12 protein-coding genes are annotated in these 13,127 nt (G+C 65.6%); 7 read left to right on the forward strand and 5 right to left on the reverse strand.

Annotated elements, in window-relative coordinates; translation table 11 throughout:
- Positions 1-112: 112 nt before the first annotated feature.
- The 7 genes from LC062_RS13465 (at position 113) to LC062_RS21495 (ending at position 6,945) form a co-directional block, all read left to right on the forward strand.
- The gene (locus LC062_RS13465) at positions 113-904 is read left to right on the forward strand and encodes a DeoR/GlpR family DNA-binding transcription regulator (RefSeq protein WP_224911546.1); all 792 of its coding nucleotides are present in this window, start codon (positions 113-115) and stop codon (positions 902-904) included.
- Entirely contained in the window at positions 901-1,977 is a 1,077-nt protein-coding gene (locus LC062_RS13470) for an ABC transporter ATP-binding protein (RefSeq protein ID WP_224911547.1), read from the forward strand. The genes LC062_RS13465 and LC062_RS13470 overlap by 4 nt, the downstream gene beginning before the upstream one ends.
- 77 nt (positions 1,978-2,054) lie before the next feature.
- Positions 2,055-3,335 (forward strand): ABC transporter substrate-binding protein, encoded by a 1,281-nt coding sequence (locus LC062_RS13475; RefSeq protein ID WP_224911548.1) that lies wholly within the window; start codon positions 2,055-2,057, stop codon positions 3,333-3,335.
- An 89-nt stretch (positions 3,336-3,424) separates the two neighbouring features.
- Positions 3,425-4,321, forward strand: coding sequence for a carbohydrate ABC transporter permease (locus LC062_RS13480; protein WP_224911549.1), 897 nt, complete (start codon positions 3,425-3,427; stop codon positions 4,319-4,321).
- Positions 4,318-5,139 (forward strand): carbohydrate ABC transporter permease, encoded by an 822-nt coding sequence (locus LC062_RS13485; RefSeq protein WP_224911550.1) that lies wholly within the window; start codon positions 4,318-4,320, stop codon positions 5,137-5,139. The genes LC062_RS13480 and LC062_RS13485 overlap by 4 nt, the downstream gene beginning before the upstream one ends.
- A 95-nt stretch (positions 5,140-5,234) precedes the next feature.
- A complete protein-coding gene (locus LC062_RS13490) occupies positions 5,235-6,125 on the forward strand; it encodes a hypothetical protein (protein WP_224911551.1) in 891 nt (296 codons plus the stop codon).
- A gap of 211 nt (positions 6,126-6,336) precedes the next feature.
- Positions 6,337-6,945 carry an AprI/Inh family metalloprotease inhibitor gene (locus LC062_RS21495; protein WP_224911552.1) on the forward strand — a complete coding sequence of 203 codons (609 nt, stop codon included), beginning with the start codon at positions 6,337-6,339 and terminating at the stop codon, positions 6,943-6,945.
- A gap of 21 nt (positions 6,946-6,966) precedes the next feature.
- Here the strand turns inward: LC062_RS21495 and LC062_RS13500 are convergent, their stop codons facing one another.
- The 5 genes from LC062_RS13500 to LC062_RS13520 form a co-directional block, all read right to left on the reverse strand.
- Positions 6,967-8,037, reverse strand: coding sequence for a helix-turn-helix domain-containing protein (locus LC062_RS13500; protein WP_224911553.1), 1,071 nt, complete (start codon positions 8,035-8,037; stop codon positions 6,967-6,969).
- 126 nt (positions 8,038-8,163) lie between these two features.
- Complete coding sequence (locus LC062_RS13505) at positions 8,164-9,399, reverse strand: cation:proton antiporter (protein ID WP_224911554.1); 1,236 nt, start codon at positions 9,397-9,399, stop codon at positions 8,164-8,166.
- A 122-nt stretch (positions 9,400-9,521) separates the two neighbouring features.
- Positions 9,522-11,162: an ABC transporter ATP-binding protein gene (locus tag LC062_RS13510; RefSeq protein ID WP_224911555.1), complete on the reverse strand. Its 1,641-nt coding sequence runs from the start codon at positions 11,160-11,162 to the stop codon at positions 9,522-9,524.
- A 4-nt stretch (positions 11,163-11,166) separates the two neighbouring features.
- Positions 11,167-12,102, reverse strand: coding sequence for an ABC transporter permease (locus LC062_RS13515; RefSeq protein ID WP_224911556.1), 936 nt, complete (start codon positions 12,100-12,102; stop codon positions 11,167-11,169).
- A 12-nt stretch (positions 12,103-12,114) separates the two neighbouring features.
- Positions 12,115-13,050, reverse strand: coding sequence for an ABC transporter permease (locus LC062_RS13520; protein WP_263625646.1), 936 nt, complete (start codon positions 13,048-13,050; stop codon positions 12,115-12,117).
- Between the last annotated feature and the right edge of the window lie 77 nt (positions 13,051-13,127).

Here is a 13,127-nt window from a genome sequence, read left to right on the forward strand (position 1 = left end):
CCTCCGCACATCGCCTCCTGTCATTTTATGTTCATATGAACGTTGCATGCCGTTCATATGAACGATTTAATCGAGCATCCGAAACGCGCCGATGGCGCCGGAAGCAGGTCACATGAACGCACATTTCGCCATCACCGCCCGGCAGCGGGAAATTGCCGATCTGGTGCAGTCGCACGGATTTGCCTCGGTCGAGGCGCTGTCCGCCCGCTTCGATGTCACCACCCAGACCATCCGCCGCGACCTTGGCCGGCTCTGCTCCCTCGGCGTTCTGCGCCGCACCCATGGCGGCGTCGAGCCGCCGGCGGAAACCGGCAACCTTCACTACAGCCGTCGCCGCATCCTCAACCTTCCGGCCAAGGACGCCATTGCCGCCGAGGTGGCCCGGCATGTACCCAATGGCGCCTCGCTGGCGTTTTCCATCGGCACCACCCCGGAAATCGTCATGCAGGCGCTCGCCCATCACCACGGCCTGCGCGTCCTGACCAACAATCTGCACGTGGCCTTCACCGCCTCCCAGAACGATGATTTCGAGGTGTCCATCGCCGGGGGCCGGCTGCGCCATGGCGACCGGGACATTCTCGGCCCCGACACCCAGGCGTTCTTTTCCGCCTACAAGGTGGATATCGGCGTCTTTGGCGTCGCCGGGGTCGATGAGGATGGCACCCTGCTCGACTTCCACGAGGAGGAGGTCGCCGCGCGGCAGGCGATCCTCGCCAATTGCCGCAATGCCTTTCTCGTGCTCGATGCCAGCAAGTTCGGCCGGCGCGCCCATGTACGCGGCGGCCATATCGCCGACGTGGACCACATCTTCTGCGATCAGCCCCTTCCCGGCCCGCTTTCCGAGCGCGTTGCCGCCGCCGGTGGCCGTTTCATACTCTGTTCCGGCGAGGAAAATCCGTCATGAGTACCTCCGCCCCCCTGCACATCAGCGGCAAGGCCATCGAGCTGCGCGGCATCTCGCGCGTCTGGGATGGCAAACCCGCCGTCGATGAACTGTCGATCAGCGTTCCGGCCGGTTCCTTCACCGTGCTGCTCGGCCCGTCCGGCTGCGGCAAGTCGACCACCTTGCGCATGATCGCCGGGCTGGAAGAGGCCGATGGCGGGCGCATCGAGATCGGCGGCCGCGACGTCACCCGCCTGCCCAGCGCCGAGCGCGATCTGGCGATGGTGTTCCAGTCCTATGCGCTGTTTCCCCATCTCACCGTCGCGGAAAACATCATCTTCGGCCTCAAGGTGCGGCGCACCCCCCAGGCCGAGCGCCAGGACCGGCTGGAGAAGGTCGCCGAGCTGCTTGGCCTCAGCGCCCTGCTCCATCGCAAGCCCGCGCAGCTCTCCGGCGGCCAGCAGCAGCGCGTCGCCCTCGGCCGCGCGATCATCGCCGAACGGCCCGTGTGCCTGATGGACGAGCCGCTGTCCAATCTCGACGCCAAGCTGCGCCACGAAATGCGGCTGGAAATCCGCGCCCTGCAGCGCCAGCTCGGCTTCACCATGATCTACGTGACCCACGATCAGGTCGAGGCGATCACCATGGCCGATCAGGTGGTGCTCCTGAACGGCGGCAAGGTAGAGCAGGCCGCCCCGCCGCGCGAGCTCTACACCCGCCCGGCCACCCCCTTCGTCGCCCGCTTCATCGGCGGCCCGCCCATGAACGTCTTCGCCGGCGCGGCCCTGCCAGCCGTCGAGGCCGCCTGCCCCGGTTGCCTGCTCGGCCTGCGCCCGGAAGCGCTCGTGCCCGATGCGGACGGGCCGCTGACGACCACCGTCACCGGCGTGGAGTACCTCGGCGCGGACCTTCTGATCGACTGCAGCCTGAACGGCGCACCGCTGGTGGTGCGCGTTCACGGCCAGCGCGAGATCGAGGTTGGCCAGGAGCTCCGGCTCGCCTTCGCCATTGATGATCTGCACGTGTTCGCAGGCGAGACCGGGCCCCGCCGGGACGATCTGAAAGAGACACTCGGGCCGCTGATGCGGTCCTGACGCCTTGCCCCCGGCTCCCCGGGGGCGACCAGCCGCCGATCACCGCGGACGGCATTGACAAGGGAAAGTTGAACGAGATGAAACACACCTTGCTGAAAGCCGTCGCCACGACGGCCCTGACCTTCGGCACCTGGGCCTCCGCCCATGCGGTCGACCTGCAATTCTACTTCCCCGTCGCCGTCGGCGGCGCGGCGGCCGAGACCATCCAGAGCCTCACCGACGAATATGTCGCCGCCAACCCGGACGTGACCATCGACGCGGTCTACACCGGCTCCTATCAGGATACGGTCGCCAAGGTGATCACCGCCGCCCGTGGCGGCAACCCGCCGCAGCTCTCGGTGATCCTTTCGGTCGACATGTTCACGCTGATCGACGAAGACCTGATCATGCCGTTCGACGACTACCTCCCCGGTGAGGAAGGCAAGGCCTGGCTCGACGGCTTCTACCCGGCCTTCATGGAAAACAGCCAGACCGGCGGCAAGACCTACGGCATTCCGTTCCAGCGCTCCACGCCGGTGCTTTACTGGAACAAGGAAGCCTTCAAGGACGCCGGCCTCGATCCGGAAACGCCGCCGGCCACCTGGGACGAGATGGTCGAATACGGCCAGAAGCTGGTGAAGAAGGACGCCAGCGGCAACGTCACCCGCTGGGGCGTGCGCATTCCCTCCTCCGGCTTCCCCTACTGGCTGTTCCAGGGCCTGACCACGGAAAATGACGTGATCCTGGCCAATGCCGACGGCAACAAGACCAACTTCGACGATCCGAAGGTGGTCGAGGCGCTGCAGTACATGGTCGACCTCAGCGGCAAATACGGCGTGATGGCCCCGGGCATCATCGAATGGGGCGCAACCCCCAAGGCCTTCTTCGAGGGCCAGACCGCGATGATGTGGACCTCCACCGGCAACCTCACCAACGTGCGCACCAACGCGCCGTTCGAGTTCGGCGTGGCCATGCTGCCGGCCAACAAGCGGCGCGGCGCGCCGACCGGCGGCGGCAACTTCTACCTGCTGAAGGGCGCCACGGACGAGCAGGCCCAGGCGGCCGTCGATTTCGTCAAGTGGATCACCGCGCCGCAGCAGTCGGCCAAGTGGACCATGGCCACCGGTTACGTCGCTCCGCGCGCCGAGACCTGGGAGACAGACACGATGAAGGCCTATGCCGCCGATTTCCCGCCGGTCCTCGTCGCCCGCGACCAGCTTGAGCACGCGGTTGCCGAGCTCTCCACCTACCAGAACCAGCGCGTCACCAGCATCTTCAACGACGCACTGGCCGCCGCCATCACCGGTCAGAAGGATCCGGAAGCGGCGCTGAAGGACGCCCAGAGCAAGGCCGACGCGATCCTCGCCGAGTACCGCTAAGCCAAGACCCGACACGCCGGACCGGCGGGCCATCGCGCCCGCCGGTCCCTTTTCCCTTCCTCTCCCGCGCGCAGGGCCCGCCCATCGCCATGACGTCACATCGCTCCGTCCGTTTTCGCAGGGACTGGATCCATGGCTGGCTGCTGTTGCTGCCGGCCATGGTGTTTCTGTTCGCCTTCACCCACATCCCGGCGATCACCACCATCATCAACAGCTTCTATTCGACCCCGCGCGGCCGGCGCGAGGCGAAGTTCCTGGGGCTGACGAATTACGAGCGCCTGCTGGATGACGCGGTGTTCTGGAAGGTGCTGGGCAACAATCTGTGGTTCGCGCTCGGCACCATCCCCATGTCGGTGGCACTGGCGATCGTCATGGCGCTCTGGGTCAACGACAAGATGGCGGGGCGCGGCTTCCTGCGCATGGCGTTCTTCACCCCCACCGTCCTGCCGCTGATCGCGGTCGCCAATATCTGGCTGTTCTTCTACACCCCCGGTTTCGGCCTGATCGACCAGCTCACCAGCTCCCTGTTCGGCTGGAGCAGCGTCAACTGGCTCGGCGATCCGGCCACCGCCCTCAACGCCGTGATCGTCGTCACCGTGTGGAAGGAAGCCGGCTTCTTCATGATCTTCTATCTTGCCGCGCTTCAGGCCATTCCGGTGACCCTGACCGAGGCGGCGCGGATCGAGGGCGCGAGCCGCTGGACCATCTTCTGGCGCATCACCTTCCCGCTGATGATGCCGACCACCCTGTTTGTGTCGATCAACGCGGTGATCAACTCCTTCCGCCTGGTCGATCACATCTTCATCCTGACCGACGGCGGGCCGGACAACGCCTCCTCGCTGCTGCTGTTCTACATCTACGAGACCGCGTTCCGCTTCTGGGAGACCGGCTATGGCGCCACGCTGACGGTGGTGCTGCTGCTCCTGCTCTCGCTCATGGCCATCGGCCAGTTCTTCCTCTTCGACCGGCGGGTGCATTACAAATGACCGGACGCCCCTTCTCCCTCGACCAGACGCTGAACACCCTCGCCGCCTGGCTGCTCGCGCTGATGTGGATCCTGCCCTTGGTCTATGCGGTCTGGACGGCGATCCACCCGGGTGCCTACGAGGCGCGCTTCGTGCTGACCGCGCCGCTCACCGCCGACAACTTCATCGCCGCCTGGAACGCGGCGCCCTTCGCCCGCTATTTCCTCAACACCTTCCTTTTGGTGACGCTGATCCTCGCCGGCCAGTTCCTCTTGTGCACCCTGGCCGCCTATGCTTTCGCACGGTTCACCTTTCCCGGACGCTCGATCCTCTTCACCCTGGTGCTGCTGCAGTTGCTGGTGATGCCGGATATCCTGATCGTCGAGAACTACAAGACCATGCGGCTGCTCGATCTGGTGGATACGATCCCGGCGATCGCCCTGCCCTATATCGCCTCCGGCTTCGGCATCTTCCTTCTGCGCCAGACCTTCCTGACCATCCCGCGCGAGCTGGACGAGGCCGCCCGCATCGAGGGCGCCTCCGTGCTCGGCATCCTCTGGCGCGTCTACATTCCGCTCGCCAAGCCGACCTACCTTGCCTACGGGCTGGTTTCGGTCAGCCATCACTGGAACAACTTCCTCTGGCCGTTGATTGTCACCAACTCGGAAGAAACCCGGCCGGTCACTGTTGGTCTCAGCATCTTTTCCGCCATCGATTCCGGCATCGAATGGTCGGTGATCAACGCCGCGACGCTGATGACCACCGCCCCGCTCCTGATCGCCTTCCTGCTGTTCCAGCGCCAGTTCGTGCAGAGCTTCATGCGCGCCGGGATCAAATAGTCCCGGGCCCCTAACCGTTGACGGCGCGGCGATCTTGCGCAAACCCGGCAAACGCGATTTCATGCCGGCACCGCGACCGCAGGCAGGGGCAATCGATGACGGATGAGCTGACCGGGCATTGGGCCGACCGCATTGACCGGATCGAGAAAAACGCCGAGACCGCCCTGGTCTACCGGCTTCTCGATGCCACCGGGCGCGACCTGTCTGGCGAATTGCGCTCCGCCTACCGCCGGGATGCGGTCCGCCAGACCATCCCGGCAGCACCCGGCACGCTCAAGATCTGCGCCGAAGGGGATTCCTGGATCAACATCCTCTGGCCGTTCTCCGCCGCCCTCGGCTATGACATGACCTTCTTCGATGTGATCGAGCAACGGCCGGATCTCTACACCCGCGGCATCGCCTGGCCGGGCGACACCTTCGCCGAAATCCTCGCCGCGCGGGACTACCGCCAGCCACTCGCCTCCGGCATCTACGACTTCTTCATCTTCTCCGGCGGCGGCAACGACATTCTCGGCGGCAGCGCCCTTGCCACCTTGCTGAAACCGAAGGAGGCCGGAGGCGGCAGCGGCGATCCGCGCGCATATCTGATCGGGGGACGGCTCGACGCTGCCCTCAGCCGACTTGCCGAAGGCTACAACACCCTGGCCGCCGACGTGGCCGCGCTCGCCCCCGGCACGGTGCTGTTGCTCCATGGCTACGACCGCCCGGTGCCGCTGGCCGGCGAACCCTGGCTCGGTCAGCCCTTTGCCGCCAAGGGCTACGACCTTGAGGCCGACGCCCGCCTGATCGCCGAAATCATCGCCTTTCTGGTCGACCATTTCTACGCCCTGCTCGACAAGGTCACGAAGAACCACCCGAATGCGGAAGTCATGGACCTGAGAGGCATCGTCGCCGGACGCTGGACCGACGAATTGCACCCACGTCAGGATGCCTCGACCGACATCGCCCAAACCTTCCTGGAAAGGCTCCTCCCGCTTCAAGGTTAACATAATATTAATAACAAATCTCAGTCCGGGAAACCATCTCCCAGGCGGAGGAATTCCTTGCAAGGCATCCGGAATTCTTTTCCAAATGTCCAGATCACATAAAAACTCCTTGTAGAAACACCCCCAGAACAGCCAGAAAAGAATACTCATCTCCGCAATGGTGGGACCCGCGTCAAGGCGGCTTCGCCACAGCAACAGGGACATCCGAAACGTGAAGAAGCTCGCCGTCCTCGTCTCCGGCCTTCTTGTCACCGCTTGCCAATCGACCGGGCCGGGACCGAGCCCTTATGCGACCGGCACCTATTACCGGCCCAGTTCGATGCCCTACAATTCCACCACCTGGCGCACCCACAACATGACGCGCAAGGCTACCCTCAGCTCCAAGACAAAGTCCTGGGTCGGCGCGGATGGGACCCGCCACACCAAGAGTTTCAGCACCAGCGCCTCCGTCTCGGTCAACCCGGACGCCCTTGGCGCCACCATGGCCGCGATGATCGGCGCGGCCGCCGCCGGCAGCGGCGATGGTGGATACAGGCCAACACCGAGCTCATCCGATCTCGCCGGCTCCTGGCAGCTCGATATCGACGGGAAGCAGTGCAAACTGACGCTTAACCGCCCCGTGGGGCGCCCCACAGGCTACGCCTCCTCCTTCGGGTGCTTCGGCTCGGACCTGGGGCAGGTCACCGGCTGGTCGCTGCGCGGCTATGAAGTGGTGCTGACCGGCACCTTCGACAAGCGCCAGGCAACGCTGCATCGCACAGCTCACAACCGCCTGGACGGCACGACCGCCGGAGGGACGAGAATCACCGCCTGGCGCTGACTGCGCCCGGAGAGCCGATCGTCAGGCCGTCAGCATGCGGATCCAGGTTTCGTAGCGGCGGTCGACCACCAGGCCGTGCCCCGTATCGGCAGGGACCGGCAGACCGCCGCCGCCCTCTCGCGAACCTTCGGAGCGCGTCTCCCGCGGCGCCATGCCGTAACGCTGCTTGAAGGCGCGGCTGAAGGCACTGTCGTTGAGAAAGCCGCAAGCAAGGGCAATCGCGCTGATCGGCTGGTGCCGGCACCGCTGGTCCAGCAGCATCCGCAACGCCCGGCCCAGGCGCCGTTCGCGGATGTAGCTGCGCACCCCGCCAAAGGGTTCGAACATCTCATAAAGCCGGGTGCGCGAGACGCCGGCCAAGCGGGCCACCTGGGCCGGTGTCAGCCCCGGCTCCGCCAGTCGATCCTCGATCACCTGCCGCGCCCGGGTCAGGAAAGCATAATCGATGCCAGGCTCCGCCCCGGGGCCGGACGGGCCGACCGCATTGAGACAGGCGGCGACCAACGCAATCGTCGCCGCGCTTGCCTCCGTCGCCTGGTTCACGGTCATCTCCCCGGCCAGCGCCTTGAGCGAACGCATGTGCTGTTGCAGCAGGCGGGTCATCGGATTGTTGCCCGGCAACACCTGCATATGATGGTCGCCCACCTCCTTCAGATGCGGCTCCAGCACATTCCGCGGCAGGAGCAGCGACAGATTGACCAGATCCGTGGTCCGGGAGGCCATTTCCTGAGCCAGATCGAAGACGATCAACCCACCCTGGGCAAAACACTCGGTTCCACCGCGATGGCTCACCTCCATTTGTCCAGCTTCGTAGAGCTGGATCATCATGTGGTCCATGCCATCCCGGGCAATCAGGCCAGCGCCGCGCGCCCAGTCCTGCGCCTGCGTCTGCGTGCGCACCACTCCCGTATCGCCCACCACATGCGCGTCGATCGATGCCCGGAAATCATGGGCACGGATCTCGCGGGGCGCCTCGACCGAGAAGATGCAGCTGATGCTCTCGCGCCAGAGGGCAAACCGCTGCTGCGGTGGAACCCCCTCCAGCGAGAAACAACTGTGCGGCACCCGCGCCGTCTGTCCGCCTGTGTTCATCCGATCCCCCCAGATCCGATTCGCCCCATTTCGCCCGGCAGTCTTTGGACCATTCGCAATTTTCTATTGCATATCAAGCACGCACAGGTGGAGATCTCGACAAGAACCACACCCTGACGGGGCGCATCAATCCCGGATGCCGCGCGCCGGCGCACCGCCGCTCTTGTTCGCCTTGCCGTGGTGCCTCCATGCCCCGTACCAGCGGGCGCCCGGCACCGCGCTGACCCCGTGCAGCAGCGCCGAGATCCACACTGCATTGACCGCCAGCATCAACAGCGGCTCGCCCAACTTCGGATCGATCTGCGGCACCACCAGAAGCGCGAACAGGGCAGTGGCGAGGCCGCGCGGCCCGAACCAGCCGAAGAACAGTCGTGTGCGTGGCGCGGCGTCCGTGCCGATCAGCGACAGCCAGATGGCGAGCGGGCGCACGACGAACAGGCTCGGCAGGATGATTGCCAGCATCCAGAGCTCCAGATGCGCCAGTGCCTGCGGCACCAGGGCCAGCCCGATCAGAAAGAATGCGCCCCAGGCCAGCATCTGGCCTTCGTTCTCGGTGAACTCGTAGATGAAGCGGCAGCGGGTGCGCACCACATTGCCGAAGGCGAGCCCGGCGACAAAGGCGGCGATGAACCCGTTGCCGCCGATCTCGCCGGCGGCCAGATACGACGCGCCGGCGAGCGAAATCGCACCGATGCCCTCCATGGTCTCGGTGGTCATGCCCCGCTCCTTCGCCGCGAGGAAAGCCCAGGCGCCGATCCAGCCGGCGGACGCGCCGACCAGCGGACCGAGCAGGATCTGCTTCAAGCCGAAGGCGACCCAGTCGGTCGCCGCCCCGTCCATTGCCTCGGCCGACAGGCTGGCGAACAACAGCACCAGCGGCAGGGCGAGCCCGTCGTTCAGGCCGCTTTCCACGGTCAGGGCCCGCCGTTCTCGCTTTGGCACCACCGGATTGCTGATCACCGCGAGGCCGAGAGCCGCATCGGTCGGCGCCAGGATAGCAGCCACCAGCGCCACGGCGGCCAGCGGCAGGCCGGGAAGAACCGGCCAGGCGGCGAGCGTGCCGAAGATCACCGCCAGCGGCAGACCGATCACCAGCATCCGCGAGGGCCAGACGTGATGCCGGCGCAGGGCGGTCACATCCGTTTGCGCCGCGTCGAGGAACAGAAGCAGGATCAGCGCCAGTTCCGCCACCACATGCAGCAGAACCTCGGTTTCGCCGACCGGCATCAGGCCGGTGCCGGACAGCGCATAGCCGAAACCGAGGAACAGCATCGGCGCCGTCAGTACAGTCGATGACAGCCATTTGGCAAACACGGTGTAGACCATGGCGAACAGCGCCAACAGCAACAATCCGGTGCTCATTCCAGCCCCCACGGCTCACGGGATCGCCCACCCGGCGACGCTCGACGGCGCGCGGCACGTCAATGCCCCGCGTTCCGTCTTACCCCGTCACCAGACCGATGTCGCCACCCCGCTGTTGTCAGTCATTCCCCTGCCGGCACCTCACCGCGCTCCGCCAGCAAGCGGTCCAGCCAGTGGGCATCCATCTCCGGCACCGAGGATAGCAGCAATTCGGTGTAAGGATCGTGCGGCGGCCGGAACATCTCCGTCTTGCCGCCCTGCTCAACCACCTTTCCTTCCTTCATCACCACCACCTCGTCGGCGATCGCCCGGACGGTGGCCAGATCATGGGTGATGAACATATAGGCCAGATCCAATTCGCCCTGCAGCCGGTCGAGCAGGGTCAGTATCCCTTCGGCGACGAGCTGGTCGAGCGCCGAGGTCACCTCGTCGCAGATGATGAACTGCGGTTCGGCGGCCAGGGCACGGGCGATACCGATGCGCTGCTTCTGCCCGCCGGAAAGCTCCGACGGCAGCCGGTCGATGAACTCGTCCGGCTCCAGCTCGATCAGGCTCAGCAGTTCGCGCACCCGTTCCGTCAGCCGCTTGCCCGACAGGCCGAGATAGAACGCCACCGGCCGGCCGATGATCTCGCGGATCCGGTGCTTCGGATTGAGCGCCGTATCGGCCATCTGGTAGATCATCTGCGCCTGGCGCAGTTGATCCTTGTCGCGGGACCGGTAGCTCGGCGGCAGGGCGGTGCCGTTGAACAGCACCTCCCCCGCGCTCGGCGGCAGAAGACCGGTGATGACCCGGGCGGTGGTGGACTTGCCGCTGCCCGATTCCCCGACCACCGCCACGGTCCGACGGGCGTGAATGTCGAAGCTGACGTCATGCAGCACCGGGATCTCGCCATAGCCGGCGGTGACACCGCGCACCGACACCACCGGCGTTTCCTCCGGCCCCGCCGGCGGGCGTTCGGGGCGGGCATGACTGCGCACCGCCCACAACGATTTGGTATAGGCCTGGCGCGGGCTCGCCAGCATGGTCTCGGTGTCGGCCTCCTCCACCTCCTCGCCCTGCAACAGCACCTTGATCCGGTCCGCCATCTGCGCGACGACCGCGAGGTCATGGGTGATGTAGATGGCGGCGGTGTCGAACTGTTCGACAATGTCGCGAATGGCGGCCAGCACCTCGATCTGGGTCGTCACGTCGAGCGCGGTGGTCGGCTCGTCGAAGATGATCAGATCCGGCCGGCTCGACATGGCCATCGCCGTCATCGCCCGCTGCAACTGGCCGCCCGAGACCTGATGCGGATAGCGAAAGCCGATGTCTTCGGGGTCCGGCAGGCGCATCCGCCGATAAAGATCGACCGCATCGGCCATGGCCGCGGCCCGGCCCATCACCCCATGCTGTACCGGCGCTTCGCAGTACTGATCGATCAAGCGGTGCGCCGGGTTGAAGCTGGCCGCCGCCGATTGCGCCACATAAGCGATGCGGTTGCCGCGCAGCCGCCGGCGTTCGCGGATGGGAGCGCTACGCAGATCCGTGCCATCGAAGCGGATCGAGCCGCCGCTGATGCGGCAGCCATCCCGGGTAAAGCCCATCGCCGCCAGACCGACGGTGGACTTGCCGGCGCCGGATTCGCCGATCAGCCCCAGCACCTCGCCCCGGTGCAGTGTCAGGTCGATGCCCTTGACGATCTCGCTCCACCTGCCTTCCGACCGGCCTTCGATCCGCAACCCGCGGATTTCCAGGAGCGGTGTCTGTTCTGCCGTTGTCATCGGCCTACTCCTTCAGTCCGCTGGCGCGGTGCAGCATCCAGTCGACGACGAAATTCACCGCCACCGTCAACAGCGCGATCGCCCCGGCCGGCAGCAACGGGGTCACGTCGCCGAAGGTGATCAGCGTTGCGTTCTCCCGCACCATCGAGCCCCAGTCCGCCGTCGGCGGCTGCATGCCAAGGCCGAGAAAGGACAGCGCCGAGATCGACAGGAAGACGAAGCAGAACCGCAGGCCGAATTCCGCCACCAGCGGGGCGGCCGCATTGGGCAGGATCTCGCGCAGGATCAGGTGATAGAGCCCCTCGCCGCGCAGCCGCGCCGCCTCGATGTAGTCCATCACCACGATGTTCATCGCCACCGCCCGGGCCAGCCGGAACACCCGGGTGGAGTCGATCAGCGCGATCACCAGGATCATGTTGACCACCGAGGTGCCGAGAATGGTCAGCAGCAGAAGGGCGAAGATCAGCGCCGGGATCGCCATCAAGACATCGACCGTCCGGCTCAGCAGCTGGTCGAGCCAGCCGCCGACCACCGCCGCCAGAAGACCGAGAACGGCCCCGGCGGAAAAGGCGAGGCCGGTGGTGATGAAGGCAACGCCGACCGTGTTGCGCGCGCCGTAAAGAAGCCGGGTGAACATGTCTCGGCCGAGATTGTCGGTGCCGAGCAGATGCACGCTGTCCCAGGGCAGGAACTGGCCGCCCACCACCTCCCGTTCGCCGAACGGCGCGATCAGCGGCGCGAACAGCGCGGCGATCACATAGACGAGGATGACGAGCAGGCCGAAGCTTGCCGTCAGCGGCGCGGTGCGCAAGGTCCGGGCAAGCCCCGCCGGCGCGGCCAGCGCCAGCAGCGCCCGGAACCCGGCGGCAAGCCCCACCGCACAGGCGAACACCAGCGCGACATAAACTGCGGAAAGCCAGAAGGGGGTCGGTCCGTTCATGATCGCCCCTCCCTAGCGCTTGTGCACGAGACGCGGGTTCGACAGGGTCGAAAGCACGTCCGCCAGAAGGTTGAGCAGCACATAGGCGCAGGCGAAGATCAGCGCCGCCGCCTGCACCACGGTGATATCGCGCTTGGACACGGAATCGACCATCAGCTGGCCGAGGCCCGGATAGACGAACACCACCTCCACCACGACCACGCCGGTGATCAGATAGGCCAGATTGAGCGCCACCACGTTGATGATCGGGGCCAGCGCGTTGGGCAGTGCGTGTTTCAGGATCACCCGGGCGGGCGAGAGCCCCTTCAGCCGCGCCATTTCGATATAGGGCGAGGCCAGAAGGTTGATGATCGCCGCGCGGGTCATGCGCATCATGTGCGCGGTGACCACGAGGGTCAGCGTCAATGCCGGAAGGAAGGTGCGATAGAGCTTCTCTCCGAGACCGGCGTCCGGGTCGATGCGGGCAATCGACGGAAAGAAACCGGTCTGGGACAGATAGACGATCAGGATATAGGCGACGAAGAATTCCGGAAAGGAGATCGACGTCAGGGTGACCACGTTGATGGCCCGGTCGAACAGCGAATTGCGGTAGAGCGCGGCCAGAATCCCGAGCATCAATGCCAGCGGCACGGCGATCACCGCAGCATAAAGCGCCAGGAACAAGGTGTTGCCGAGCCGGACACCGATCAGATCGGCGATGGGCCGGCCATTGGCCAGCGAGGTGCCGAAATCGCCCTGCACCACCCCGCCCAACCAGGCGAGGTAGCGCTGATAGGCCGGCAGATCGAGCCCGAGTTCCCGGCGGAACGCGGCGACCGTCTCTTCCGTCGCCGACTGACCGAGGATTTCCTGGGCCAGATCGCCGGGCAAGAGTTCCACGGCCCCGAAGATCAGCAACGAAATGACAAAAAGGGTCAGGACGCCAAGGCCAAGACGCCTGGCGACCATTTTCCATATGTCGGACAAGATATGTCCCCCAGCCCCGTTCTTCTGTGTTTTCGCCGGAAACCGGAGCTGTTCCCGGC

Source organism: Stappia indica, assembly GCF_020177335.1.
Lineage (GTDB): Bacteria > Pseudomonadota > Alphaproteobacteria > Rhizobiales > Stappiaceae > Stappia > Stappia indica_B.

Excerpts from the sequence above, each read along its gene's own strand:
- LC062_RS13480 (WP_224911549.1), top strand. The coding sequence starts at position 3,425 with ATGACGTCACATCGCTCCGTCCGTTTTCGCAGGGACTGGATCCATGGC.
- LC062_RS13510 (WP_224911555.1), bottom strand. The coding sequence starts at position 11,162 with ATGACAACGGCAGAACAGACACCGCTCCTGGAAATCCGCGGGTTGCGG.
- LC062_RS13500 (WP_224911553.1), bottom strand. The coding sequence starts at position 8,037 with ATGAACACAGGCGGACAGACGGCGCGGGTGCCGCACAGTTGTTTCTCG.
- LC062_RS13465 (WP_224911546.1), top strand. The coding sequence starts at position 113 with ATGAACGCACATTTCGCCATCACCGCCCGGCAGCGGGAAATTGCCGAT.
- LC062_RS13505 (WP_224911554.1), bottom strand. The coding sequence starts at position 9,399 with ATGAGCACCGGATTGTTGCTGTTGGCGCTGTTCGCCATGGTCTACACC.
- LC062_RS13470 (WP_224911547.1), top strand. The coding sequence starts at position 901 with ATGAGTACCTCCGCCCCCCTGCACATCAGCGGCAAGGCCATCGAGCTG.
- LC062_RS13515 (WP_224911556.1), bottom strand. The coding sequence starts at position 12,102 with ATGAACGGACCGACCCCCTTCTGGCTTTCCGCAGTTTATGTCGCGCTG.
- LC062_RS13485 (WP_224911550.1), top strand. The coding sequence starts at position 4,318 with ATGACCGGACGCCCCTTCTCCCTCGACCAGACGCTGAACACCCTCGCC.
- LC062_RS13520 (WP_263625646.1), bottom strand. The coding sequence starts at position 13,050 with ATGGTCGCCAGGCGTCTTGGCCTTGGCGTCCTGACCCTTTTTGTCATT.
- LC062_RS13475 (WP_224911548.1), top strand. The coding sequence starts at position 2,055 with ATGAAACACACCTTGCTGAAAGCCGTCGCCACGACGGCCCTGACCTTC.
- LC062_RS13490 (WP_224911551.1), top strand. The coding sequence starts at position 5,235 with ATGACGGATGAGCTGACCGGGCATTGGGCCGACCGCATTGACCGGATC.